This window comes from Cellulomonas sp. NPDC055163, assembly GCF_053607065.1.
On record NZ_JBSGSU010000004.1, the window covers coordinates 162430 to 187391 of the forward strand.

Here is a 24962-nt window from a genome sequence, read left to right on the forward strand (position 1 = left end):
CCGTGCCCGCGCTGCGCCGCAGGTCGGGCGCGCGGCTGGGGACGGCGGCGTGTGGAGGATAGGCCCCGGGCGGCTCACCCGGACAGGGACTTCTTCCTCGCCCGGCGAACATCACCCCCACGGGTGCACGTCGCCCTCCCCGGCGGCGGCCGGGGAGGGCGAGGCGTTGACGACCGGGTGGTGTCGGGTCAGGTGCCGGCCATCGGGTTGGGCCCTTCCATACGGGTCGCTCCGCGCCGCCGGACCGACGTGACCGGCTCGGCGATGTCCTCGAGCGACTGGCGCTCGGCGTTGATCCCGATGAACCACGCCACGAGCCCACCCGTGAGCATGAACGCCGCACCGACGAAGTACCCCACGGTCAGCGGGCCGCGCTCGCTGCCGTCGCCGACGAGCGAGGCGTACACGACTGCCGAGACCGCGCCGGCGGCCTGCGCGATGCAGAAGAAGAACGCGATCGCCTGGCCGCGCAGCTCGATCGGGAAGATCTCGCTCACGGTCAGGTACGCGGACGACGCCCCGGCCGACGCGAAGAAGAAGCAGATGCACCACAGCAGCGTCTGCGTGGTCGCTGTCAGCATGCCCGCGCTGAAGAGCACGGCCGCGAGCGCGAGCACCACCGACGCGAGCCCGTACGTCAGCAGGATCATCCGCCGCCGGCCCCACGTGTCGAACAGGTGCCCGAGCAGGAGCGGACCGGCGAGGTTCCCGATCGCGAACGGGATGAAGTACAGCGGGACCCGCTCGTCGGGCACACCGAAGAAGTTGCTCAGCACGAGCGCATAGCTGAAGAAGATCGCGTTGTAGAGGAACGACTGCGTGATCATCATGGTCGCGCCGAGCACCGCGCGCCGCGGGTACTCCCGGAACATGATCCTCGCGACCCGGGTGAGCGGGATCGACTTCTCGCCGACGACCTCGATGGCCTTGGACTCGTCGACGGGCGGGAGCTCGCCGCCCTGGCTGCGGACGGTCGCCTCGATCGCGTCGACCGTCGCCTCGGCCTCCTCGGTGTACCCGTGGGTGAGCTGCCAGCGTGGGCTCTCGGGGATGTGCCGCCGGATGTAGATGATGACCAGGCCGAGGACGGGGCCGATGAAGAAGCAGATCCGCCAGCCCCAGAAGATCGGCACGAGGTCGGGGTCCAGCAGGACGAGCGCGCCGAGCGACCCGAGCAGCGCGCCGCCCCAGTAGGTGCCGTTGACGGCGATGTCGACGCGGCCGCGGTAGTGCGCCGGGATCAGCTCGTCGATCGCGGAGTTGATCGCGGTGTACTCCCCGCCGATGCCCATGCCGGCGATGAACCGGAACAGCAGGAACGAGTACAGGTCCCACGACAGGCCCGCGAGCCCGCTGCCGACGAGGTAGATCATCAGCGTCAGGATGAACAGCCGGCGCCGCCCGAGCCGGTCGGTCATCCGGCCGAACACGAGCGCCCCGACGACCTGGCCGATCAGGTACACCGACGCGAGCAGCCCCACCTCCGTGTTGGAGATGCCGAGGCCGCTCTCCTCCTTCGTGAGGATCGAGCCGACGTTCGCGACGAGCTGGATCTCGAGCCCGTCGAGGATCCACGAGATGCCGAGCCCGACGACGACCATCCAGTGGAACTTGGTCCACGGGAGCCGGTCCATGCGGGCGGGGATGAGACTGCGTACTGCGGGCCGCTCGGTGAGGCCCTGGGCTGTCGCGTCCATGCGGACTCCTGTGTGCGCGTGGCGACGGGAGGGCGAGGGGACTCCGACCACGCCCGAGTCCGGACGCTAGGCGCGCCGCACGAGGCCCGCAACACGAACCGCTCAGCGGGTCCCGCGGTACGCGCCCCGGCACGCCGAGCCGTCGTCGGAGTCCACCGGTGCGCCGGCGTCGAGCACCGCGGCGGCCCGCGACCGTGCGAGGTGCGCGTCGCCGATCCCCTCGGGCACGACGACGCGGCGGCCGTCGAGCACGCACGAGCGCAGCGGCTCGTCGAGCACGTCCAGCGCGGGCACCGCGTCCGCAGACAAGCCCCGCAGGTACAGCACGTCGAGCTGCTCGCGGGCCTCCTCGGTGGTGTTGTGCCGCACGATCAGCGCGTCGGGGTTCGCGAGCGCGAGCGCGAGCATCGCGACCGCGACGACCTGGACCGCGGCGCGCGGCAGCCAGGTCCCGCGCCAGCGCACGCCCGCGGCCATGACGAGCACGAGGAGCGCCGCGAGCACGATCTCCCCGACGAGCACGAGCAGCCGCAGCCGGGTCAGCCCGAACGTCTCGACGTACAGGTCCATGCGGCGCAGCGCCGACGCGACGACCCCGAGGGACCCGACGCACAGGAACGCGAGCGCGACCCGGGAGACGAGCCGGTCCTGCGAGGTCCCGCGCGGCGCCCGGCGGGCCGCGACACCGACGACGACGAGGGTCAGCGCGGTCACGGCCACGAGCTGCGCGAAGCCCTGGCGCGCGTACTCCGCGTAGGTCAGCCCCAGGGTGTCGAGCACGTGCCGGTGCCCGTCGACGAGCGCGCCGACCTGGACGAGCACGAACGCGAGCACGAGGAACCCGAGGGCGACGACCGGCAGCAGCCACTCGCCGCGCCGGGCGGGCCGCCCCTCGGGCAGCCGGTGGTCGGACCACGCGGGCGGCGCGAGCGCGAGGTGGGCGAGCGTCGCGGTGACGAGCGCGACGAGGGCCCCGACGGCGAGCTGGGCGGGCAGCAGCCCGACCCCGAACCGCGGGAGGTAGCTCGCGAAGACGGTGTCGGCGCTCGCGAACAGGGCACCGAAGACGACGAGCAGGGCGACCGTGACCGCGATGCTGCGGAGCGCGACGAGCAGCTCCGCGCGGCGCGTGCCGACGAGCGCACCCGCGCCGTGCCGGACCCACGGGAGCGCGCGCAGCAGGCCGGCCCCCCAGCCGAGCAGGCTCGAGGCGACCGCCGGTGCGCTGCGGGCGGACGTCGCCGCGACGGCACCCGCGATGGCGGCGACCGTCAGGCAGAGCGCGACGACCCAGTCCGCGTCCCGCACCGCGACCACGGCCACCAGGGCGACCGCGAGCGCCGCCGTCACGAGGGAGCCCCACGCCCTGCGGCGCGCGAGCACCGGCACCGCCGCAGCCCAGACGGCGAGCCCGACGAGCGCCGCCCCGAGGCCGAGGGGGTGACCGACGAGCAGCACCCCGCCGACCGCACCGACGCCGGCGCAGGCCGCGAGCGTCGGCGCGGGAGCCGGTGCCGCCCGGCCCGCGGCCCAGAACGCGTCGCGCGCGAGCGTGAACCGGGTCGGCGGCAGCGGGGGCGGCAGGTACGTGGGGGCGGGCCACGTCGTGGGCGGGGCGGCGGTCGCGACGCCACCCCGCGCCGGGGCGCCGTACGGCGCGGCTGCAGCAGGGGCGTGCGGGGCGGTCGCGGACGAGGTGGGAGCAGGGCCCCGCGGGGCGGTCGCCGGCTGCGCGGGGTTCGACGTCGCTGCGTCCGGCGGCCCGGGCGACGGCGCCACGGCCGGCGCTGCCGGAGCGGGCGAGGCGGCGGTCGGCGGGGCGTCGGGGTGCGGTTCGGCGGGGGTGGCGGGCGGGCCGGCGTCGGTCATGGGGCCACGCTAGGGAGCGCCGCGAGCCCGCGACGGCCGTGCCGGGGGCGGTCCGGTGAGGGTTGTGTCAGGGTCCGTGCACATCCGGTGACGGCGCCCCGCAGACACCCCTGCCGCGCAGGTCAGAACGTCGCCCGGCCGTGCTCCGGCATCGGGTGGTCGGCGGCCGCGAACGGGGTCGGGCGCAGCGCCGAGTAGACCGCACCGGCCCGGGTGCGCCGCTGCTCGACGAGGTCGAAGCCGGTCGGCGGGGCGTCCTCGGCGAACAGCCGCTTGCCGTGCCCGACGGCGACCGGGAACACGAGGAGCCGGAACTCGTCGACGAGCCCCGCGGCGTGCAGCGCGCGCACCAGCGCACCGCTGCCGTGCACCTGCAGCTCGTCGCCAGGCTTCTCCTTGAGCGCGGCGACCGCCTGCACGACGTCGCCCGCGAGCACGGTCGTGGAGGCCCAGCCGGGCTCCGTCACGGTGCGCGACGCGAGGTACTTGGGCAGCCCGTTGAGCGCGACGCCCACGAGGTCGCCGGGGTCGGTGACCTGCGTCCAGTAGTCGCGCATCATGTCGAACGTCGTGCGCCCGAGCAGGATCGCCCCGGCGCGCGTGAACCAGTCGTCGACGATCGCGCCCATGTCCTCGTCGGCGTACGGCACGAGCCACCCGCCGCGCGTGAAGCCGCCGGAGGGGTCCTCGTCGGCCGCTCCCGGGCCCTGCATGACGCCGTCGACGGTGAGGAACGTGTGCACGGTGAGCCGCATGGGTGTCTCCTCCGGAGCTGGTCGTCGGTCCGGGGGTGGACCGGCAGGCGCCCGGGAACTCATCGTTCGCTGCGGGCGGACCTCGGGTCCGGTGCGCACGCCGCGCGCGCTGCTACGTTCGCCAGGAGACGACCCGGGAGGTCCCCATGGCGCGTGAACCCCTGCTGCGGCGGCTCGTCGGCGCGATCCTGCGGGCGCGGCGCGAGGCCCAGGGCCGCACGCTGCGCGACGTCGCGACCGACGCCCGGGTGTCGGTCGCGTACCTGTCCGAGATCGAGCGCGGCCGCAAGGAGGCGTCGTCCGAGGTGCTCGTCGCGGTCTGCGGCGCGCTCGGGATGGGCCTGGCCGACCTGCTCGCGGAGGCGCACCGGACGCTCGTCGGGCACGTGCAGGTCGTCGACCTGACGGCGGCCTCGGCACGGACGAGCGGCGGCACGCTGCACGTGCTGCAGCCCGCGCACGCACCGGGCCCGGCGACCGGCACGTCGCCGACCGTGCTCCTGCGCGCGGCCTGACCGGGCGCAGGGACCCGGGCCGCAGGGCGTCCCCGACCTCCGCGACGGCCGGGCACGGGCCGGCGCCCCGGCCCGGCCGCCCCGCACGGCTACGCCGCCTGCACCGCGCCCGCCTTGAGCGTCCGCACGACCCCGTCGACCAGCCCGTACGCGACCGCCTCGTCCGCCGTGAGGATCCGGTCCCGGTCGGTGTCGGCGCGCAGCTTCTCGACGGTGTGGCCGGTGTGCCGCGCGAGCACCTGCTCGACCTGCGCGCGCAGCCGCAGGACCTCGCGGGCCTGGATCTCGAGGTCCGCCGCGGTGCCCTCCCCGCCGCCCGACGGCTGGTGCAGCAGCACCCGCGCGTGCTCGAGCGCGAACCGCTTCCCCGGCGCCCCGGCCGCGAGCAGGACCGCCGCCGCCGACGCCGCCTGCCCCATGCAGAACGTCTGGACCTGCGGCTTCACGAACTGCATCGTGTCGTAGATCGCCATGAGCGCGGTGAGCGAGCCGCCGGGCGAGTTGATGTAGAGGCTGATGTCGAGGTCGGCGCTCTCCGACTGCAGGTGCAGGAGCTGCGCGATCGTCACGTTCGCGACGCCGTCGTCGATCTCGGTGCCGAGGAAGATGATCCGCTCCGACAGCAGCCGGCTGTAGACGTCCGAGAACCGCTCCCCCGTGGGCCGCTGCTCGACGACCATCGGGACGGTGTACTGCCCGGCCATCAGAGGCCGACCTTCGCGCGGCCGGCGTCGGGGCGCACGTCGTCGAGCTGCGTCACGACCCGGTCGACGATCCCGTACTCGCGCGCCTCGTCGGCCGTGAACCAGCGGTCCCGGTCGCTGTCGCGCTCGATGGTCCCGACGGGCTGGCCCGTGTGCTCGGCGATGAGCCCCTGCATGGTGCGCTTCACGTGCGCCATGTTCTGCGCCTGGATCGCGATGTCGACCGCGGTGCCGCCGAGCCCGCCGGACGGCTGGTGCATGAGCACGCGGGCGTGGCGCAGCGCGAACCGCTTGCCGGGCGTCCCGGCCGCGAGCAGGAACTGGGCGGCGCTCGCGGCGAGCCCCATCGCGAGGGTCGCGACGTCGTTCGGGATGAGCCGCATGGTGTCGTAGATCGCGAGCCCGGCGCTCACCGAGCCGCCCGGGGAGTTGATGTACAGCGCGATGTCGCGGCGCGGGTCCTCGGCGGACAGCAGCAGGAGCTGCGCGCAGATGCGGTTGGCGATCGCGTCGTCGACCTCCCGGCCGAGCACCACGATGCGCTGGTGCAGGAGCCGGGTGGCGAGCTGGTCGTCGAACGGCGCGAGCGGCGCCTCGGTGCGCGCCGTGGGTCGGGGGACGCTCGTCGGGAGCACGCCGAGCAGGGACGGGACGGTCATCGTGGTGCCTTCCGGTGCGGGGTTCGGTCCCCCCACCGTCACACCGACGGAGCCCCCGGGACCCGCCCGTCTGCCTGCGGCAGATCTGCCGACGGCAGACGCGTCCGTCGCGCGAGCACCCGCCACACGATCCCGCCGGCGAGCATGAGGAACCCGACGAGCCCGAGCCCGATCGTGAGGAAGACCCCTAGGATCGACCCGAAGATCCCCGTGAGGAACGGCGCGAGGTCCTGGTCCGGGGCGAGCAGCACGGTCGCGGGCGAGCCGTCCTCGGTCGGCGGGGCGGCGACCGTGTACGTGCCGGGCTCGGTGATCGTGAACGACGCGACGGTGCGCGCGGTGACGCCGCCCCCGCCCGTGGTCGACGTGACCTGGGGCCCCCGCGAGGTGTCGACCGCCGCGCCGTCCGCGGCGGTGACCACGAGGTCGGACGCGAGCCCGGACCCGGCGCCGTCACCGCGCTCCCGGTCCACCGACGGCTGCGCGAGGTAGACCGCGTACCGGTCGGCGGCGAGCTCGACCTCGGTGACCCCGGGGGCGTCGAGGCTCGCCACCACCGCGGAGCCGGGCTCGCCCTGCGACGTGACGACACCGAGCGGCAGCACGCCCAGGAACACCCGGGCGACGCCGGTGCCGAGCGCGAGCGTGAGGAGCAGCACGAGCACCCCGCCGGCGATGAGGATCGTCGCCCCGCGCGTCGATCGTCGGGTGCTCGCCGCCGCGGGGCTCGGCCCGGTCGGGCGGTGCGGCGCCGGGTGATCGCGGGGGGTCGGGCCGTGCTGCGGGACGGGGGTGCTCATCCGCGGACCGTAGCGCCCGGCGGCCCGAGCGGGGATGCGCGACGCCGGTTCCGTTGACGGGACAAGACGGAACGTAGTACATCTACTACACAACATCACAGGCTGACGACAGACGAGAGGTGAGCGCGTGCGCCACGACGAGGTGGTCATCGACGTCCGCGACCTGCGGATGCGCTACGGCAGCACCGACGTGCTGGACGGCGTCGACCTGCACGTCCGGCGCGGCGAGGTCATCGCCCTGCTCGGGCCCAACGGCGCCGGCAAGACCACGACCATCGAGATCCTCGAGGGCTTCCGGAACCGTTCCGGCGGCGAGGTCCGGGTGCTCGGCGAGGACCCCGCGAGCGCCGGCGAGGACTGGCGCGCCGGCATCGGCATCGTGCTCCAGTCGTGGCGCGACCACGGCCGCTGGCGGGTCCGCGAGCTGCTCGCTCATCTCGGCCGCTACTACCTGCCCTACGGCGTGCCCGGGCGGCCCCGGCCGCGCGACACCGACGAGCTCATCGCGACCGTCGGGCTCACCGCGCACGCCGACCAGAAGATCTCGACGCTGTCCGGCGGCCAGCGACGGCGGCTCGACGTCGCGATCGGCATCGTCGGGCGCCCCGACCTGCTGTTCCTCGACGAGCCCACCGCCGGGTTCGACCCCGAGGCCAGGCGCGAGTTCCACGACATCGTCGCCAGGCTCGCCGACCTCGAGGACACCACGATCCTGCTCACGACCCACGACCTCGACGAGGCCGAGAAGCTCGCCGACCGCATCCTCATCCTCGCGGGCGGCCGGATCGTCGCCGACGGCAGCGCCGACGCGCTCGCCCGCGAGGTCGCCGGGACGTCCGAGGTCCGCTGGGCCCGCGGCGGCGAGAGGTTCGTGCACCCCGCGCACGACGCCACCGCGTTCGTCCGCGAGCTCCTCGCGCAGCACGACGACGTCACGGACCTCGAGGTCCGCCGCACCACGCTCGAGGACTCGTACATGACCCTGGTGCACCGGCACGAGACGGCCCCGGACAGCCGCCGGCTCCTGGAGGTGACCCGGTGAACCGCACGACGTACGCGGTCCGCGTCGGGATCCACCGCGGTCTCGCGGAGTTCCGGCAGAGCCTGCGCAGCTCGCAGGACTGGATGTTCTACGTCGTCGTCGGGCTCGGGTCCCTCGCCTACCTGTGGGCCAACCGCGCCACGCCCGTCGAGGGGACGGGGCTCCTGCTCCCGAGCCTCATCCTGCCCAGCATGCTCGGCGGCCTCGTGGTCTTCGGCGGCGTCGTCGGCCCCGCGTTCACGCTCTCGATCGAGCGCGAGGACGGCACCCTGCTGCGTGCCAAGGCGGTGCCGCACGGCATGACCGGGTACGTCTCCGGGCAGTTCCTGTTCCAGAGCATCGGCGTGCTGCCCATGCTCGTGGTGCTGCTCGTGCCGAGCGCGCTGCTGTTCGACGGGCTCATGCACCAGGGAGCGCAGGGCTGGCTCGCGGTCGCCGGCTACCTCGTGCTCGGGCTCGCCACCTGCCTGCCCATCGGCTTCATCATCGGCTCGCTCGCCGCGAGCCCCAACAAGGTCAGCACCTGGGGCATGCTCCCCGTCCTCGGGCTCGCGGCCATCTCCGGCATCTTCGTGCCGCTCAGCTCCCTCCCGGGGTGGCTGCAGAGCGTCGCCCAGGTCTTCCCGATGTACTGGGTGGGGCTCGGCATGAGGTCCGCCTTCCTGCCGGACGCCGCCGCCGCGCTCGAGATCGGCGGCTCGTGGCGCACGCTCGAGACGCTCGTCGTGCTGATCCTGTGGGCGTTCGTGTCGATGCTCCTGCTCCCCCCGCTGCTGCGCCGCATGGCCCGGCGCGAGTCGGGCTCGTCCGTCGAGGCCCGCCGGCAGGAACGGATGCAGCGCGTTGGCTGAGGCCGTGGGCCGGGAGGCGGAGGGACCGCAGGCCGCGGGGTCACGGGCATCCGAGACCGTCCACAACCGCATCGCGGTGCTGCGCGCGGAACGCGGGATCTCGCGCCGCCAGCTCGCCGAGGCCCTCGACGTGCACTACCAGACCGTCGGCTACCTCGAGCGCGGCGAGTACAGCCCGAGCCTGTTCCTCGCGCTGCGCATCGCCGAGCACTTCGAGGTGCCCGTCGAGGTCGTGTTCTCGACACGCCCGTTCCCCCGCATCGGGAGCTGACCGGCGAGCCCGCCCACCGGCGAACCACCACGGGTCCGTGCCGTCAGGCCCCCGGCTCGGGCTCGGGCTCCGGCTCGGGCGGGAGCGCGGCCTCGACGGACGCGAAGCCGCACCCGGCGAACGGGACGAGCAGGACCCGCCGGTGCGCGGCGGCCAGCGCGTCGCCCGCAGCGAGCGCGGTGGCGGCGTTCTGGATGCCACCGGCGACCCGCGAGACGTACACCCCCTCGGGGACGTCGTCGTCGGTGAGCCCCGTGCTCCGGAAGGCGGCCAGGGAGTCGCTGTACAGCGAGGTCTTCACCGACGCCGGCAGTGCGACGTCGTTGAGGGCTCGACCGGCCGCGACGACGGCACGACTGGGCACCGCGAGCTCCGCGTACCGGCGCCACACGGGCTTCCCGGTCGAGCGCACCTCGTCGAGGAAGGCCTCGACGACCTCGCTGTGGGCGCCGTACTTGTTCGTCATCTCCGCCTTCCGTCTCATGTACCCGACGCGGCGACCGCGTCGACCACCCTGATCCGCACGTTCATCCGGACGTCCCCGAGAAGGTGCGGCGGTATCCCGGACTCGGCCGTCACGGCGTCGAGCTCGAGCCGGAGCGTCTCCGCGTTGCGGCCGGCACCCCAGCCCCAACCGTAGGCGCTGTTCACGCCACCCTCGCCGAGCCCGGTGAAGTGCCGCGGGTTGCCGCCACCGCGCTGGTCAGGGCCGTGCAGCGCGAACTCGTTCGCGAGCTCCGTGCGCGCGCGGGCGAACGCGTCCCGCCTGCCGACCCCCTCCCGCATGAACCCCTCGGCCATGAGGCGGATCTGCGCGCGGCGGTACTGCCCCTGGAACTTCTCGTCCGTCCGGCCGTGGGTGTCGTAGTTGCTCATGCGCTGGTTCCAGTCCGCGACCGACTGCTGGTTCACGCTCTGCTGCTGCAGCCGCCCCTGCCGCGCGAACTCCGCGGCGTCGTGGTTCGGGTTCGTGCGCGTGAAGGTCACCTCGATCGGCTCGGCCATGCGGAGCACGCCGTCGTCGATGACGACCACGCCGCGGTCCACGAACGGCTGCAGCTGGTCGGGGACCAGCGCCGGGTGCAGGAGCCGACCGCTGTTCGTGAGCCCGCTCGGCGAGATCGTGTCGGGGTCGATGGTCCCGACGTTGCCGTGCTGACCGCGCGGGACCGCGTCGTAGTGGGGGTGGGCGGGGTCGAGCTCCGGGTTGCCCCAGTGCTCCTGCGGGACGACGCGCACGTCGGGCCGGCCGTTGACCCGCGTGGGCCCGTTCCACTCGGGCGCGTGACCGTTCGACAGCGGCGAGCTGCCGCCGCCGGTGCCGTGGCCTGCACCGCCGCCGCCCGGCGTCGCACCGCCGCCGCCCGGCGTCGCACCGCTGCCGCCCGGCGTCGCACCGCTGCCGCCGCGTGCGGTCGACGGGAACAGGTCACCGCTCACCGGGGTCCGGTGCGGCACGACGTGCGACGGCGTGCTGTCACCGACAGCGTTCACGAGGCCCGTGAGGCTCAGACGGACACCGCCGCCCGCGGCTCCCGCGCCGGCCAGCGCCGGGCCGCGGAAGCCTCCTGCCATCAGGTCACCGCCGAGGACCAGCGACTGGCGCAGCCCCGACGCGAGCCTGATGCCGCCCTTCACGACCCACGACCCGCCCTGGACCACGAACTCGGAGCCGGCGGCGGCGATGCGCGCGACCTTGGCGCCGACCGAGCCGGCCTTGAGCCCCGCACCGACCTGCCCGGCCCCTGGGATGAAGAAGGTGCCGATGCTCAGCACCGCGCCGGTGCCGGCGGCGACACCGTCCTCCTTCCACTTGTGCCAGCCGTCCTCGGCGCCGTGGTCGTAGCCGATCAGGCTGCCGAGGCCGCCGACGACCGTGTCGTAGCGGTCGTCCATGAACCGGACGAAGTCGTTGTCGGTGTGCCCGGTCGCCTGCATGCCGATCCCGACCCAGGCGACCGGTGTGGCGAAGAGCGCGATGGACCCGACGAGGTCACCGAGCCCACCCCACGCCTGCCCGTACGCCTTGCCCTCGAACCAGCCGCCGGTCTCCGGGTTGTAGCCGAGGACGAGCTGCCCCGCGCCCTGCAGCAGGTCCTTGCCGAACGTGTAGGTGCCGCTGCCGACCGACTCCGGGCAGTTGCGGTCCTCCTCGCGCGGCTCGCCCCACGGCATGGGCTGCGCCGGGTTGGTGAACGCCTCCGCCGGGATGGCCTCGACGGGCGTCACGCACATGTTCGTGACGAGGCGGTTGATGTCGTTGGCGCACTGCGCACTGGCCGTCGAGACGTCCTCGAGGAGCTCCGCGTACTCGGCGAGCAGGTCCTTGTTGCGCTGGACGGTGTCGCCGTCCTCGTACCAGGGGACGGTCACCTGGCGCTCGTCGACGCCGGGGATCCAGTCGACCGCGCCCTTCGCGTAGTCGCCGAAGCCCGCCTCGTTCGACGACGACGCGTCGACCTGCACGCCGTTGACGACCTCGGCCCGGAACGCCGCCGCGCGCTGCTCGAACGACGCCAGCCGCGGCTTGATCCCCGCGAGCGCCGTCGCGTACGTCTCCAGGTGCCCCGCCATCGTGTGGAACGCGGTCCTCAGCTGGTTCGCGGACGTCACGGCCGGGCGCATCAGGTCGTAGACCCGCTGCTGCTCGGGTGCCTCGTAGCTGTGCGTGAGCCCGTTCCAGCTCGTCGCGATCGAGCTCGTCTCGTCCTGCACCGACGTGCCCATCGTCTTCACGGACGCCGCCGAGACCCGAACCTTGTCCGGGTCGAGGTCGGCGGACTTCGCCGGGAACGCCGCCGGGTTGATGAGCCCGCCGTCCGCGACGCACTGCGTCGGTGTGACCGTCATGTGTGCCCCCTCAGGCCTTGTACCCGTGCTTCACGAAGTACGAGAAGTCGCCCGACTCCGCGGACTTCAGCAGCTCCGCCTGGTACGACCCGGCCATGTCCTCCTGGCCGTTGTTGTACGCGATGACGGCGTTCGAGACGCCGACGACGCCCGCGTTGATGCGGTTGCCGATGTTGCGGAGGTTGGCGCTCTGGTCGCCGAGGACCGCGTTGACGGCGGCCGGGACGTCCTGCGTGAGCGGACCGCCCCAGAGCAGGCCGTCGAGCACGCCCTGGAACTTGTCCTCGGTGAGCGCCTTGCCCAGCTGCTCGGCGTCCGCGTTGACCCCGGTCAGGATGCCCTGCACGTCAGCCGGCGTGATCTTCCAGCGCGTCATGCCCGCTCCCCTCTCCCCCTGGTGACCGCCACGGTGGTGCGGGCGGTCCTGATGGTCCTCGTGCCGGTCGTGCTGCTCGTGCTGGTGCTCCGGCCGCCGGAGCCCGCGCCGCCCCTGCTCGTGCCGCCCCTGCTCGTGCCGCCCCTGCTCGTGCTGCTCGCGCTCGTCAGGCCCGTGCGCGTCGGGCCCCTGCGCGTGCTGGTCATGCCCGCTCCCGGATCACGCCGCCCACCGCCTCGGCGATCGCCTCCGCGAGAGCGCGCGCCGTCTCCGGTGCGCCGTACGGGACGGCCAGGTCGGTCCAGAGCGCGAAGGACTGCGGCGGGTCGTGCACCGCGGCCGCCGCCTCCCGCGGGACCGAGACGGGCCGCGTCCGGTAGACCTGGAGCAGCGCCCGGCCCTCGGCGTCGACGAGCTGGCGGATCTGCCCGTCGCGGTACTCGAGGAACGTCCCCAGCGGGTGGTCGACGGACGCGGCGCGCACCATCGCCTCCGACGTCGGCTCGACGTCGCTCAGCAGCACGAGCTCGGTGGGCACCTCACACCTCCCTGTCCAGCCCGGTGGCGGCAGCGATCCGGTCGGGCCCGAGGTCGTGCGCGAACGCGACGAGCTGCGCCCAGAGACCCACGTCGGGGTCGCTGAACCGCACGAGGACGCTCGGCAGCCGCGTGCGGCCGAGCACCGTCACGTCGTGCCGCTCCGCGAGCTGCGCCGGGTCGACCCGCAGGTCGTGCACGCCGCGCGGGCCGATGACGACGGCGAGCGGGACCTCGAGCCGCTTCGCCGACGCGCCCTGCGTCGCACCCTCGTCGGTCTCGGCGAGGGACACGAAGCCGATCGTCGGCTGGAACCGCTCCGCGACCGTCGCGAGCGTCGCCGACGCCTGTGCGACGACCCCGGCGATCGTCCGGGGGTACGCCCCGACCGGGACCCCGCCTTTGACCCGCTCGAGCACCCCCCGCCGCGTCCGCGCGACCGCCACGTCCACGAACGAGCCGTCGGGCCCGCGCGCGTGCATGAGCTCGGACGCCGGCATCCCGCGCCGCGCCGTCTCGGTGAGCACACCGGTGTCCCACCCGTCGACGAGGGGCTCGTGCAGGCCCCACACGTCGAGCGCCTGCCCGCCGAGCGAGCCGACGACCGACACGGCGAGGTCCCCGATGCGCGTGTCCGCCGCGGCGCGCTGGTGCGCGAACACGTCGAACATCAGCGTCCCGAGCGGCTCCGGCGACGAGCGCTCGAACGTCCCGAGCCGCTCGCGGTCGGTGCCCGAGCGCTGCCACAGGTCCGGGAACGCGTCGATGCGGTAGCCCGACAGCCCGTCGAACACCCGGCCGTCCTCGTGCCGCACCGCCCAGTGCCCCGCGGCCCGGCGCATCGCGAACGAGACGAACGGGCTCAGGCGCGCGTCCGACGACGTCACGAGGACCGGGCGCAGGTGCTCGGTCGTCGCGTGGTCGAGGAACGCGGCGAGCGGCTCCGACAGCAGGACGGAGCGGCCCGACGCCACGAACACCGAGTACTCGTCATCCCACTCGTCGGCGACCGGGTGGACGATGTGCACGGTCAGTCCGGGATGTAGGACGCGGCCTGCTGCAGGCCACGACGCGCGATCTCGTCGTTGTCGGCCAGCGAGTTGCGGATCGCCGCGATGATGCCGCGGACCTCCGTGCCCGCCGCGTTCCACTGCTGCTCCATCGCCGCGTAGCGGTCGCTCACACCGTCGGCCTGGTACACCGCCATCGCGGCCTTGACGTCGGCGTCGCGGCGGGCGAGGGCAGCCTCGAGCGCGCTCGCGGCCCGCTCGAAGTTGGCCTGCGCCGACTGCGAGGCGTTGATGTCGTAGTCGTTGCGGTCCAGCTGGTTCGTCGACATGGCGGTCCCCCTCAGGCCCTCGGTGCGAACTTGGACGTGTCGGCACCCGCGAAGTCGGCGGAGCCCTCGGCCGCGCGGTGGACGTCGGCCCCCTCGTCGGCGGTCGTGACGAACGCGCGGTTCTGGCCGGCGATCGACTCGGTGATCCCGACCAGGGCGTTGTTCAGGACGGTCGAGATGTCGTCGGTGCGCTCCTTGAACGACACGAACGACGCCTTCGCAACACCGTTGAAGGTGCCCTCGAGCGGCTCGGCCGCCTCCTTGAGATTCCGCACGAGCTGCCCGAGGTCGTCGGACTCCGTCGCGGTCTTCCGGCCGAGCACCTGCAGCGCGTCGGCCTCCATGGCGAACTTCATGAACCCTCCCCTGCACGTCATGAATCCACCCGAATCGGGCAGCTCGTCGATCGTAGGGCGGGCGTCCGACACGCGCTACGGAGTACTGCCGACCGGCACGGAACCTCCACGACAGATGTGGGCGGCACGCGCTAGCGTCGAGGCCGGTCAGCCAGCACAGGGGGTCCCATGCCGACGTTCACGAGCTTCACCCGCACCTCGGCGGTCGCCGAGGAGACCGTCGCGCGGTTCGAGGCGTCCGTGCCGCCGGAGATCGCCCGGGTGTGGCGTGAGGACGGCGCGGGTCGCGTCGGCGACGGCTTCGTCCGCGTCGTCGACCCGGACCGCGCGACCACGATGCTCGAGGGGGTCGTCGGCATGCCCGCGGGCGCCGTGCCGGTCCTGACGACGGCCCTCGCGGACCTCGTCGTCTACATCCGTCCGCTGTTCCACGTGCTGCGGTTCCGGTTCGGGGTCATCGACGTGATCGGCTTCGACGCGCCGCAGCTGCTCGCGGACCTGGAGGACGAGACGTTCCTCGACGAGGTGCTCGCCCGGCAGCCCTACCCGGCCGGGGTCGAGCGGCTCGGCGTGCCCGGGCCCGACGAGTGCTTCGGGTTCGTCCCGCTGCTCGCGCTCGGCGGCGCGCCCGACCCCGCACGCCTCGACCGCGGCGGGCTCTGGGAGCACATCGCGATCATCATGGAGCTCGCCGGCCCGCCGCGATCGCGCGCGAGCTCCTGACCCGCCGCCGCACCGCCCGCCCACGGACCACCGCCGGTCGCCCCCGATGACAGCCTTCACCGCCGTCGACCCGCCGCGCACGGACGCGCCGTCCGCCGTGCCGCGCCCGCCCGTGCCCGCGGCGGTCCTCTTCCACGGCGTCGTGCTCGCCGAGACCCGGCGGACCTGGGCGCTGCTCGTCGACGCGGGCGTCGTCGTGCTCGCCCTCGTCGTCGGGCTCGGGGTCACGCCGCTGCTCGGGCTCGCGCTGCCCGTCGTCACGCTCCTCGTGATCGTCGCCGGGCTGATGCGGCACGGACGGACCCCGGGCCACCGGGTCCTGCGGCTGCGGACCGTGGACGCCCGCACGGGCCTGCCCGGGAGCCCGCTCGCGCTGCTGCCCGCGCGCGGTGTGACCGCCGACCTCGTGCGCGGGCGCGACCCGTTGCAGGTGGTCCCGTCGGCCCTGGCGCCGGTTCCGCGGACGTCCGCCCCGCGCGCCGCCGACCCGTGGGCGGCGGGCCGCCGGCAGCCGTCGACCGTCGTCCTGCTGACGGACGACGGCTCGGTGCTGCAGGTCACGGGCCCGACCATCGTCGGGCGCAGCCCCGTCGACCCGACCGGCGCCCACCTGCTGCTCGGCATCCCGGACCTGAGCCGGAGCATCTCGCGCAGCCACGCCCTGCTCGAGCCGCACGGCGCCTCGGTGTGGGTCACGGACCTCGGGTCGGCGAACGGCACCGCGGTCGCGCTGCCCGGGGAGCCGCTCGTCCGGCTCGCCCCGAACGTGCGCGTCGAGGCCCCGTTGGGTGCGCGGCTCGCGCTGGGCGACCGCGTGGTGCACCTCGCGCAGGCGCAGCCGGCGGAGCGCGGGGACGCCGGCGGGCGCGGGGACGCCGGCGTGCGCGTCACCGGGCGCCGCGCGGCGGGCCCCCGACCGGGCGCGGCGGACCTGGGACCGGCTGACCCGGGCGCGGCTGACCCGGGGCCGGAGGGAGCACGGTGAACGACCCGGACCGGACCCTGATCGAGACGACGCGGACGCACCGCGACCGGCTCGCGTCGGCGCTGTCGTTCGGCGCGCTCGACCGGCGCCGCCCGGTCAACACGAACCTGCGCCGGTTCGTCGGCTCCGTGGTGCTCGCCGCCGTCGCCGGTGTCGGGTGCCTGACCTTCTCGCTCGTCGTGCACCTGCTCGACGACCGGCGGCAGGACCAGGCGCTCGCCGCGTTCCGCGCCGCGCTGTCCGCCAACCCGATCCAGCCGACCGACCAGATGCCCGAGGACCCGCTCACGGGCTTCCTCGAGGACCCGGCGTCCGAGGACCTCGTCGACCCGCAGACCGGGTTCGTCGTCGACCGCGAGACCGGGCTGGCCCGTGACCCCGAGGGGAACACCATCGACCCGCGCATCGACTGGTACCTGGACCCGGCGACCGGGTACTACACCGACCCGGCGACGGGCGTGACGATCGACCCCCGCACGCTGCAGGTCGTCGAGGAGGACCGGTGACCGAGTACACGCGGGTGACGGTGCAGGGCGAGGGCCGCAAGGCCGACCTCGTGCTGCCCGACGACGAGCCGGTCGCCGCGATGCTGCCGGACGTGCTGTCGCTGCTCGACGACGGCCAGGCCCGCTCGGCGCGTCCCGTCGCGCTCGTCACGACCGTCGGCGACCAGCTCGACCCGTCGCTCACCCTCGCGGAGCAGGCGGTTCCGCACGGCACGATCCTGCGCGTCGTCCGGGTCGACCAGGCCCCGCCGCCGCCCGAGGTCGCGGACGTCACGGACGTCGCCGCGGACGCGGTGCAGTCCCGGTCCGACGCGTGGCGACCCGTGTGGGGCGTGGTCGCCGGGGCGGTGCTCGCGGGCGTCCTCGGGTTCGTCGCGGCCGGGCTCGCCGTGCGTGACCTCGACGTCGCGGCCGGCACGCTGCTCGGGGTGTGCGCCGCGCTCGCGGTCGTCGCGGCGCTGCTCGCGCGCCGGGGGCGCACGGAGCCCGCCGTCGTGGCCGTCGCCGCCGCGGTCGGGGCCGCCGTGGTCGCCGCCCGCGAGGCCACGTCCGGCGCGCCCGGGGAGACGGCGCTGGTCGCGTTCGGGCTCGTGGGCCTGCTCGTCGCCGTGGTCGCCGGGGCCGGGACCCGCGACGCGGGGCTCGCGCTCGGCGGGGTCACCGCGGCCGCCCTCGTGGGTGCCGTCGCCGGCATGCACGCGCTCGACGCCGAGCCCACGCACACCGCCGCGGTCGTCGCGGTGCTCGGCTGCCTCCTGGTCGGGCTCCTGCCCGGCGTCGCGATGTCGGTGAGCGGCCTCAACGGGCTCGACGACCGGGTCGTCGAGGGGCGGCGGGTCTCGCGCTCGGAGGCGCACCGCGCGGTCGGCACGACGCACCGGGCGCTCACGTGGTCGACCGTCGCGACCGCCGTCGTGGCCGGGGCGTGCGCCTGGGTGCTCGCCGGCGGCGAGGACCCGTGGAGCCGGCTGCTCGCCGTGGCGGTGGCCGGGGTGCTGCTGCTGCGCACGCGCATCTTCCCGCTCGCGCCGCAGCGCCTCGCGCTCCTCGCCGCGGGCGCCACGCCGCTCGTCGCGCTGCTGGCCCAGCTCGGGCGGACCGACCCGGCTCGCGCGCTGGCCGTCACCGCGGTCGCGCTCGTCGCGCTCGCGCTCCTCGTCGGAGCACGGCCCCGCGAGCACGTCGTCGCGCGTGCACGCCGGCTGGGGAACGTCCTCGAGCTCGTCGCCGTCGTCGCGCTCGTCCCGCTCGTGCTCGCGCACCTCGGCGTGTTCGCGGACCTCGTGGAGACCTTCTGATGGGACGTGCGTGGACGACCGTGGTCTCGTCGCTGCCCGGGCGCGTCGACGAGCTGCGCAGGCTCGACGCGGCGGTGCGCGCACCGCTGCCGCTCAGCACGCGCGTCGGGTTCACGGGCGTCGCCGGCGGGATCGGCTGCTCCGTTGCCGCGGGGCTCGCGGCGTCGGTGCTCGCCCGGCGGCGGGACCACCGCGTGCTCGCGGTGAACGCCTCGCCCTCGACGCGCTCGCTGCTCTGGCACGCGGGGCTCACGTCGCCGGCGGCGAGCACCCCCGCGCACGAGGTCGAGCGCCGCGCCGCACGGCACTCGTCGGAGGCGACCGCCGGCCTCGCGCTCACGCCCGGCGGGCTGCACTGCCTCGACCTGCACGCGGACGGCACGCCCGTGCGCGACGCGCGCTGGTGGGAGGCCGTGGCGCCCGCGGGCCGGTTCTTCGACTTCGTGGTGACCGACTGGGGCGTGCGGGACGCGGCGACGATCGGCAGCGTCGTCTCGGCGAGCACGGTCGTGTGCGTCGTGACCGCCCCGGACCGCGCGTCCGTGCAGGCCGGGGTCGACCTCGCGCACACCGTCGACGACCCGGCGGTCCGCGTGCTGCTCGCCGTCGTCGACGCGTCCGGGTCGCGGCGGCCCGCGACCGGTGAGCTCGTGCGGCTGCTCCCCGTGCCCGCGGTCGAGGTCCCGCGGGACCGCGCGCACGGCGCCGCCCGACCGGCGCCCGGTGCGCGGCTGCGCGCGTCGACCCACCTCGCGGCCCTGCGGCTCGCGGCGGCGCTCGTCGACGCGGCGGCGCCCGGCGCTCCTCGGCCGTCCGCACGGCCCCGGCGGGAGCACGCGGCATGACGCTGACCCTCGTCCACCGGCCCACCCGGAGCACGGTCCCGCTGACGCGCCCCGACGCCGAGCAGATCGCGCCGCCGCCGCCGCTCGGCGACGACCCGGGCGGGCGAACCCCGCTGCAGTTCCTGCTGCCGGTCGTCGGCGCGATGTCGTCGGTCGTGATGATGGTGGTGCTGCGCAACGGGCAGCCGCTGTTCCTCGTCGTCGCCGCGCTCGTGTTCGTCGTCGCGGTCGTCGCGGGCGTCGGGTTCGCGATCTCGTCACGCGGCGCGCAGCGCAAGCAGCACCGCGCGCAGCGTGAGCTCTACCTCGACTACCTCGAGCAGCTGCGCCGCGACCTCACGCGGCGCACCGAGGACGCGCGGCTCGACGCCGCCGTGCTGCACCCCGAGCCGGCCGCGCTCGTGCCGCTCGTGCGCGACCCGGCACGGCTGTGGGAGCGGCGGCGGCGTGATGCCGACTTCCTGTCCGTGCGGCTCGGGACCGGCTCGGTGCCGTGGTTCGGCCTGTCGGTGCCGCCGCCCGAGTCCCCGATGCAGCCGCACGACCCGATCCTGCTCTCGGAGGCCCGGCTCATCGCCGAGCAGGCCGAGCGCGTCGAGGCGATGCCGGTGACGGTCGACCTGCGCGGCGCCGGGGTCGTCGCGGTCATCGGGGACCGCGAGGGGGCCGTGGGGGTGGTCCGCAGCCTGCTCCTGCAGCTCGCCGCGCACCACGGTCCCGACGACGTGGCCGTCGCCGCCGCGTTCGACGAGGACCGCGCCGCCGACTGGCAGGGCCTCGACCTGCTGCCGCACGTGCAGGACCCCGAGCTGTTCGACGGTCCGGTCCCCGCGCGCCGGATCGCACCGGACGTCGACGCGCTCGCGCACGTGCTGGGCGCCACGCTGACCGACCGCCTCCAGCACGCGCACTCCGCCCGGCGCACCGGCGCGACACGCACGCAGCCGTCGCGGCTGGTCGTCGTCGTCGACGACCACGGCCGGCGTGCGTCCCGGCTGCCCGTGGGCGGCGGGGCGTCGCTGCGCGAGCTCGGCGTGACGGTCGTGCACGTGCTCGCGGACCGGCTCGACGAGCCGAACGACGTCGACGTCCGGGTCACCCTGCGCGACGCCGGCTCACCGGGCCCGTCCGGCGGCGGCGGTCCGGTCGGGACGGCCGTGCGCGAGCGCGCCCACCGGTCGGCCACCACCGCCGCCGGCCCCGCCGTCGGCACCGGCGACCGACCCGTCGACGGGCCGAGCGTCCTGACCGTCGACGCGGGCACCCCCGCGGCCGTCGACGTCGCGCTCGTCCCGGACGTCACCGGCCCGGCGCTGTTCGCGTCGACCGTCCGCGCCATGGCGGCGCTCCGCGTCTCGGCGGCGGCCGCGCAGGACGAGCAGGGCAACCGCACGCTCGACGTCGCCGAGCTCCTCGGCGTCGAGGGCGTCGAGGACCTCGACCCCGAGCTGCTGTGGCGGCCGCGCGCCGCGTCGGAGTTCCTGCGCGTGCCGTTCGCGACCGACGACCTCGGCGGCCCCGTGCACCTCGACCTCAAGGAGAGCGCGCAGCTCGGCATGGGCCCGCACGGCATCTGCATCGGCGCGACCGGCTCCGGCAAGTCGGAGATGCTGCGGACGCTGATCCTGTCGCTCGCGCTCACGCACCCGCCCGAGGACCTGTCGATGATCCTCGTCGACTACAAGGGCGGCGCGGCGTTCGCGCCGTTCGTCGGGCTCCCGCACCTCGCCGGGCTCATCGACAACCTCGCCGACGACCCGCAGCTGACCACGCGGGCCCGGGCGTCGATCCAGGGCGAGGTCGTCCGGCGTCAGCGGCTGCTCAAGGACGCGGGCTCGTCGCCGTCGATCACGCACTACCGGGAGCTGCGCCGCGAGCGCCCCGACCTGCCGCCGCTGCCGCACCTGTTCGTCGTGATCGACGAGTTCGGCGAGCTGCTCACCGCCGAGCCCGAGTTCATCGACCTGTTCCTGCAGATCGGGCGCATCGGCCGCTCGATCGGTGTGCACCTGCTGCTGTCGAGCCAGCGCATCGAGGGCGGCAAGCTCCGCGGGCTCGACACGTACCTGTCGTACCGGCTGGGGCTGCGCACGTTCAGTGAGCCCGAGTCGCAGATGGTGCTCAGCACGGCCGACGCGTACCACCTGCCCGCGCTGCCCGGGTACGGCTACCTCAAGGTCGACACGAGCGTGTACACGCGCTTCCGGGCGGGCTACGTCTCGGGCCCGGTCGAGCGCCTGCGAGCGCCGCGCGACGAGGCCGCCGAGCCCCGCCCGCTGCTGCTCCCCCGGTACAACGGCATCCGGCGGGGGCGGTCCGACGACGGCGCCCCCGTGCTCTCGCGCCCCGGGACCGGGCGCACGTTCATCGACGAGTCCGTGCAGCGCGTCCGGGACGACGAGCGCGCAGTCCGGCCCGTGTGGCTGCCCCCGCTGCCCGACCGGCTCGCGCTCGGCCTCGTCGTCGACCGGGCGGGCGACCGCGGCCCCGGGCTCAGCACGGTCATGGGCCTCGAGGACGACCCCGCCCAGCAGCGCCAGGAGCCGTGGCGCCTCGACCTCGCGCGCGCCGGTGGCCACGTCGCCGTGATCGGCGCACCGCAGTCGGGCCGCAGCACCCTCCTCCGCACGATCGCGGCGTCGCTCGCCCTGACCCACACGCCCCGCGACGTCGCCGTCTACGGCATGGACCTCACGGGCGGCGGGCTCCAGCGCATCGAGCAGTTCCCGCACGTCGGCGGCGTCGCCACGCGCGCGAACCGCGACCGGCTCGCGCGGCTCGTCGAGGAGCTCGGCGGGATGCTCGCGCTGCGGGAGCAGGTCTTCAAGGCCCGGTCGATCGACTCGATGGCGCAGCTGCGCGTGCAGCACGCCGCGGGCCGGGTCCCCGAGCTCGACGCCGCCGACGTCGTGCTCCTCGTCGACGGGTACGGGCAGATCCGCCAGGACTTCGAGGAGCTCGAGGGCGCGTTCGTCGACATCATGCTGCGGGCCGCCGGGTTCGGGATCCACCTCGTGCTCGGCATGACCCGGTGGAGCGAGCTGCGGATGGGGCACCAGGCGCTCGTCGGTACCCGCGTCGAGCTGCGCCTCAACGACCCCACGGAGTCGAGCATCGACCGCAAGCTCTCCTCGACGATCTCGGTCGACACCCCCGGTCGGGTGCTGCTCGACAGCAAGAACTTCGCCCACGTGGCCCTCCCGGTGCTCGACGTCGTCCCGGACGAGGCGGTCGGCGACGAGCTCGAGGCCCTCGCGCGGCGCACCGCGCAGTCGTGGAGCGGCCCGGCCGCGGCGCCGATCCGGCTCCTGCCGCTGCACGTCGACCCCGCCGAGCTGCCCGACGCGTTCGACGAGCCCGACGTCGTCCCGATCGGCCTGCGCCAGGACACCATGGAGGCCGCGCTGTGGGACTTCGCGGGCGACGACCAGCACCTGCTCGTGCTCGGCGACGCGCGCTCGGGCAAGTCGACGCTGCTGCGCACGATCGCGCGGGGGCTCCAGGCCCGGTTCTCGAGCGACGAGCTCGCGATCGCGGTGGTCGACGTGCGCGGGCACGTGCCCGGCGTCATCGACGACGACTACCTCGCGGCGCACGCCCGCACCGCCGCGCAGGCCCGCGGGCTCGCCGCGTCGATCGCGGCCGAGCTCGAGAAGCGCCCGACGCGGGACGCCGAGCAGCGCGCCAGGGAGCCCCGCATCGTCGTGCTCGTCGACGACCACGACATCGTCGCGGCGGGCGGCGACGACCCGCTCGCGCCGCTCCTGCCGTACATGCCGAGCGCCCGCGACCTCGGCCTGCACGTCGTGCTGACGCGGCCCGTCGCCGGTGCGAGCCGCGCGATGTACACGCAGGTCGTCCAGACCACGCGCGACACCGGCGGCTCGGTGCTGCTCATGTCGGGCGAGCGCAGCGAGGGGCAGGTCGTCGGCCGGATCTACCCCGAGCGCTTCCCGCCCGGGCGCGGCCGGTTCGTGCGCCGCGGCGTCGCGCCCTACGTGGTGCAGGTCGCCGCGACGCCCGAGGGCGAGGCGTCGTGAGGACGCTCGCGCGGGACGCGGCGACGACCAGGCGGTGGCGCGTCGCGAGGGCTCGTGCGCGGGGCGCGGCGACGACCGGGGGGTGGTGCGTCGTGAGGGCTCTCGCACGGGGCGTGGCGGCGTCCGGGGGTGGCGCCTCGTGAGGACGCTCGCGCTCGTCGCAGCCTCGTCCGGTGCCGGGGCGACGACCCTCGCCGCGCTCGCGTTCGCGGGTCTGCGGGGCGAGCCGCGCGGTGCGCCCCGGCTCCTCGGCGCCGCCCACGGCGGGCTGCGCGAGCGGGCCGACGGCGCGCAGGCGGACACGGTCGACCCGGAGCGCGCGGTCTGGGACGCCGGGGTCCGCCCGCTCGGCGAGGTGCTCGCGGTGCTCGGTCCGCACGACCCGCTCGTCGTCGTGGCCCCCGCGACGCCCCTCGGCGCGGCCGACGCCCGGCGGCTGCTCGACGAGGTCGCCGCGACCGACCCCCGCGGGCTCGACCGGGTGACCGTCGTGCTCGCAGAGGTGCACGGCCGCGCCCGGACGCTCGCCGCGCCGCCGGGTGCCCCGGTGCTGCGGCTCCCCCACGACCGGGCGCTCGCGCGGCCGGGTGCCGTGCCGGACGCGGCTCGGTTCGCGCGCCGCACGCGGGCCGCCGTGACCGCGTGGCAGGACTGCTGCGCGGAGCTGCTGAACCGCTGAGGGGATGGGCGGCCTGGGCGGCGCGGTCACGCGCCGGTGCGCCGGTGCGTGACTGCGCCGGTGCGCCAGTCGGCGGTGTGCCCCGCGCGTGGGTGCGCCGCCCGGCACTCGCCCTCTGCCTCGGCGAGACGTGAAACCGCTGGCCAGGCGCCCGGGGTGGTCTGGCACCATGTGCCGCTCGACACCGAGGAGGGCGCATGGCCGACAGGCAGCGCGACGGCTACGAGCTGACGCAGGACGCGGACCGCATCGACCTGGACCGGGTGCACCGCTGGCTCTCGGTCGAGTCGTACTGGGCGACGGGACGCGAGCGCGACGCGATCGAGCGCTCGATCTCCGGGTCGCGGCCGTACGCGGTCCACCTCGACGGGACGCAGGTCGCCTTCGCGCGCACGGTAACCGACGGAGCGACGTTCGCGTGGGTCTGCGACGTGTTCGTCGACGAGGCACACCGCGGCCGGGGGCTCGGGACGTGGCTCGTCGACAGCATCGTCGAGGACCTGACGCAGGCGGGTGTCCCCCGGATCCTGCTCGCCACGCGCGACGCCCAGGAGGTCTACGCGCGCTCCGGCTTCACGGTGCTCGACGCGGGCGGGCGCTACATGGAGATCGACCACCGCCCGACGCGCGCGGCGGTCCTCGGGCTGTCCTGAGCACCGGGCACCCCGGCCTCTCCGCCGCCGTGCCCGCCGCCGTCCTGGTCGGCCGGAGTCGTACCGTGGCGGGATGGACGAGCCGACGGCGCTGAGCCCGCGGGACCTCGCGCACCTCCGCCGCTGCGTCGAGCTCGCCCGCGAGGCGCTGGCCGACGGCGACGAACCCTTCGGGTCGGTGCTGGTCGACGCCGCGGGCGCGGTGCTGTACGAGGACCGCAACCGCACCGCGGGCGGCGACCAGACCCGGCACCCGGAGCTCGCGCTGGCGCAGTGGGCGGCGGCGCACGTGCCGGCCGAGGTGCGGCCCACCTGCACGGTCTACACCTCGGGAGAGCACTGCCCGATGTGCGCCGCCGGGCATGCCTGGATCGGGCTCGGCCGCATCGTGTACGCGGGCTCGGTCGGGCAGCTGACCGAGTGGCGGCGGGGCTGGGGGCTGCCGCCGTCCCCGGTCGCGGCGCTGCCCATCACCACCGTGGCGCCCGGGGTGCCCGTCGCCGGGCCGGCACCCGAGCTCGCCGACGAGCTGCGCGACCTCCACCGGCAGCACGCCGAGCGGCACACCGCGCCCTGACCCGGATCGACCTCGTCGTATCAGCGGCCCCCGTC

General features: G+C 75.2%; 26 protein-coding genes. 13 read left to right on the forward strand and 13 right to left on the reverse strand.

Annotation, left to right across the window (positions count from 1 at the left end; translation table 11 throughout):
* Positions 1–188 precede the first annotated feature (188 nt).
* From ACWFNE_RS09165 to ACWFNE_RS09175, 3 genes are all read right to left on the reverse strand, one after another.
* A complete protein-coding gene (locus ACWFNE_RS09165; protein ID WP_452122111.1) occupies positions 189–1697 on the reverse strand; it encodes an MFS transporter in 1509 nt (502 codons plus the stop codon).
* Positions 1698–1799: 102 nt separating this feature from the next.
* On the reverse strand, positions 1800–3566 hold the full coding sequence (locus ACWFNE_RS09170; protein ID WP_452122112.1) for a DUF4153 domain-containing protein: 1767 nt from the start codon (positions 3564–3566) through the stop codon (positions 1800–1802).
* Positions 3567–3688: 122 nt separating this feature from the next.
* A complete protein-coding gene (locus tag ACWFNE_RS09175) occupies positions 3689–4321 on the reverse strand; it encodes a dihydrofolate reductase family protein (RefSeq protein ID WP_452122113.1) in 633 nt (210 codons plus the stop codon).
* A gap of 146 nt (positions 4322–4467) precedes the next feature.
* Between ACWFNE_RS09175 and ACWFNE_RS09180 the strand changes: the two genes are divergently transcribed.
* Complete coding sequence (locus ACWFNE_RS09180; protein ID WP_452122114.1) at positions 4468–4836, forward strand: helix-turn-helix domain-containing protein; 369 nt, start codon at positions 4468–4470, stop codon at positions 4834–4836.
* A gap of 89 nt (positions 4837–4925) precedes the next feature.
* Here the strand turns inward: ACWFNE_RS09180 and ACWFNE_RS09185 are convergent, their stop codons facing one another.
* The 3 genes from ACWFNE_RS09185 to ACWFNE_RS09195 are packed head-to-tail and all read right to left on the reverse strand — an operon-like array spanning position 4926 to position 6999.
* Complete coding sequence (locus ACWFNE_RS09185; RefSeq protein WP_034633378.1) at positions 4926–5540, reverse strand: ATP-dependent Clp protease proteolytic subunit; 615 nt, start codon at positions 5538–5540, stop codon at positions 4926–4928.
* Positions 5540–6199: a ClpP family protease gene (locus tag ACWFNE_RS09190; RefSeq protein ID WP_452122115.1), complete on the reverse strand. Its 660-nt coding sequence runs from the start codon at positions 6197–6199 to the stop codon at positions 5540–5542. The genes ACWFNE_RS09185 and ACWFNE_RS09190 overlap by 1 nt, the downstream gene beginning before the upstream one ends.
* Before the next feature lie 38 nt (positions 6200–6237).
* On the reverse strand, positions 6238–6999 hold the full coding sequence (locus ACWFNE_RS09195) for a hypothetical protein (RefSeq protein WP_452122116.1): 762 nt from the start codon (positions 6997–6999) through the stop codon (positions 6238–6240).
* 127 nt (positions 7000–7126) lie between these two features.
* Here ACWFNE_RS09195 and ACWFNE_RS09200 point away from each other — a divergent pair, with 127 nt between their 5' ends.
* The 3 genes from ACWFNE_RS09200 to ACWFNE_RS09210 are packed head-to-tail and all read left to right on the forward strand — an operon-like array spanning position 7127 to position 9163.
* Positions 7127–8041 (forward strand): ABC transporter ATP-binding protein, encoded by a 915-nt coding sequence (locus ACWFNE_RS09200; RefSeq protein WP_452122117.1) that lies wholly within the window; start codon positions 7127–7129, stop codon positions 8039–8041.
* Positions 8038–8892, forward strand: a complete 855-nt coding sequence (locus tag ACWFNE_RS09205) for an ABC transporter permease (RefSeq protein WP_452122118.1) — start codon at positions 8038–8040, stop codon at positions 8890–8892. Before ACWFNE_RS09200 ends, ACWFNE_RS09205 begins: the two co-directional genes overlap by 4 nt.
* A gap of 4 nt (positions 8893–8896) precedes the next feature.
* The gene (locus ACWFNE_RS09210; RefSeq protein ID WP_452122119.1) at positions 8897–9163 is read left to right on the forward strand and encodes a helix-turn-helix transcriptional regulator; all 267 of its coding nucleotides are present in this window, start codon (positions 8897–8899) and stop codon (positions 9161–9163) included.
* Positions 9164–9206: 43 nt separating this feature from the next.
* Here the strand turns inward: ACWFNE_RS09210 and ACWFNE_RS09215 are convergent, their stop codons facing one another.
* From ACWFNE_RS09215 to ACWFNE_RS09245, 7 genes are all read right to left on the reverse strand, one after another.
* On the reverse strand, positions 9207–9629 hold the full coding sequence (locus ACWFNE_RS09215) for a hypothetical protein (protein ID WP_452122120.1): 423 nt from the start codon (positions 9627–9629) through the stop codon (positions 9207–9209).
* Positions 9630–9643: 14 nt separating this feature from the next.
* The gene (locus tag ACWFNE_RS09220; protein WP_452122121.1) at positions 9644–12013 is read right to left on the reverse strand and encodes a polymorphic toxin type 15 domain-containing protein; all 2370 of its coding nucleotides are present in this window, start codon (positions 12011–12013) and stop codon (positions 9644–9646) included.
* A gap of 10 nt (positions 12014–12023) precedes the next feature.
* Positions 12024–12389 carry a DUF6507 family protein gene (locus ACWFNE_RS09225; RefSeq protein ID WP_452122122.1) on the reverse strand — a complete coding sequence of 122 codons (366 nt, stop codon included), beginning with the start codon at positions 12387–12389 and terminating at the stop codon, positions 12024–12026.
* Positions 12390–12591: 202 nt separating this feature from the next.
* The gene (locus ACWFNE_RS09230; RefSeq protein ID WP_452122123.1) at positions 12592–12927 is read right to left on the reverse strand and encodes a hypothetical protein; all 336 of its coding nucleotides are present in this window, start codon (positions 12925–12927) and stop codon (positions 12592–12594) included.
* Position 12928: 1 nt separating this feature from the next.
* Positions 12929–13954, reverse strand: coding sequence for a DUF6177 family protein (locus ACWFNE_RS09235; RefSeq protein WP_452122124.1), 1026 nt, complete (start codon positions 13952–13954; stop codon positions 12929–12931).
* Positions 13955–13956: 2 nt separating this feature from the next.
* Positions 13957–14265: a hypothetical protein gene (locus tag ACWFNE_RS09240; protein WP_452122125.1), complete on the reverse strand. Its 309-nt coding sequence runs from the start codon at positions 14263–14265 to the stop codon at positions 13957–13959.
* Between the two features lie 11 nt (positions 14266–14276).
* Positions 14277–14621, reverse strand: coding sequence for a hypothetical protein (locus tag ACWFNE_RS09245; RefSeq protein WP_452122126.1), 345 nt, complete (start codon positions 14619–14621; stop codon positions 14277–14279).
* Positions 14622–14789: 168 nt separating this feature from the next.
* On the opposite strand from ACWFNE_RS09245, the gene ACWFNE_RS09250 reads away from it, so the two are divergent.
* The 9 genes from ACWFNE_RS09250 (at position 14790) to ACWFNE_RS09290 (ending at position 24927) form a co-directional block, all read left to right on the forward strand.
* Positions 14790–15344, forward strand: coding sequence for a T6SS immunity protein Tdi1 domain-containing protein (locus tag ACWFNE_RS09250; protein ID WP_452122127.1), 555 nt, complete (start codon positions 14790–14792; stop codon positions 15342–15344).
* A 46-nt stretch (positions 15345–15390) separates the two neighbouring features.
* Positions 15391–16329 (forward strand): FHA domain-containing protein, encoded by a 939-nt coding sequence (locus ACWFNE_RS09255; RefSeq protein WP_452122128.1) that lies wholly within the window; start codon positions 15391–15393, stop codon positions 16327–16329.
* Positions 16326–16835, forward strand: a complete 510-nt coding sequence (locus tag ACWFNE_RS09260) for a hypothetical protein (protein ID WP_452122129.1) — start codon at positions 16326–16328, stop codon at positions 16833–16835. The genes ACWFNE_RS09255 and ACWFNE_RS09260 overlap by 4 nt, the downstream gene beginning before the upstream one ends.
* Positions 16832–18133 (forward strand): type VII secretion integral membrane protein EccD, encoded by a 1302-nt coding sequence (gene eccD / locus ACWFNE_RS09265; RefSeq protein WP_452122130.1) that lies wholly within the window; start codon positions 16832–16834, stop codon positions 18131–18133. Before ACWFNE_RS09260 ends, eccD begins: the two co-directional genes overlap by 4 nt.
* Positions 18133–18978 carry a hypothetical protein gene (locus tag ACWFNE_RS09270; RefSeq protein ID WP_452122131.1) on the forward strand — a complete coding sequence of 282 codons (846 nt, stop codon included), beginning with the start codon at positions 18133–18135 and terminating at the stop codon, positions 18976–18978. Before eccD ends, ACWFNE_RS09270 begins: the two co-directional genes overlap by 1 nt.
* Complete coding sequence (gene eccCa, locus ACWFNE_RS09275) at positions 18975–23018, forward strand: type VII secretion protein EccCa (protein ID WP_452122132.1); 4044 nt, start codon at positions 18975–18977, stop codon at positions 23016–23018. The genes ACWFNE_RS09270 and eccCa overlap by 4 nt, the downstream gene beginning before the upstream one ends.
* Before the next feature lie 139 nt (positions 23019–23157).
* Positions 23158–23697: a hypothetical protein gene (locus tag ACWFNE_RS09280; RefSeq protein ID WP_452122133.1), complete on the forward strand. Its 540-nt coding sequence runs from the start codon at positions 23158–23160 to the stop codon at positions 23695–23697.
* Between the two features lie 197 nt (positions 23698–23894).
* Positions 23895–24350, forward strand: coding sequence for a GNAT family N-acetyltransferase (locus ACWFNE_RS09285; protein WP_452122134.1), 456 nt, complete (start codon positions 23895–23897; stop codon positions 24348–24350).
* A 73-nt stretch (positions 24351–24423) separates the two neighbouring features.
* Positions 24424–24927: a nucleoside deaminase gene (locus ACWFNE_RS09290; protein WP_452122135.1), complete on the forward strand. Its 504-nt coding sequence runs from the start codon at positions 24424–24426 to the stop codon at positions 24925–24927.
* Positions 24928–24962: the final 35 nt, after the last annotated feature.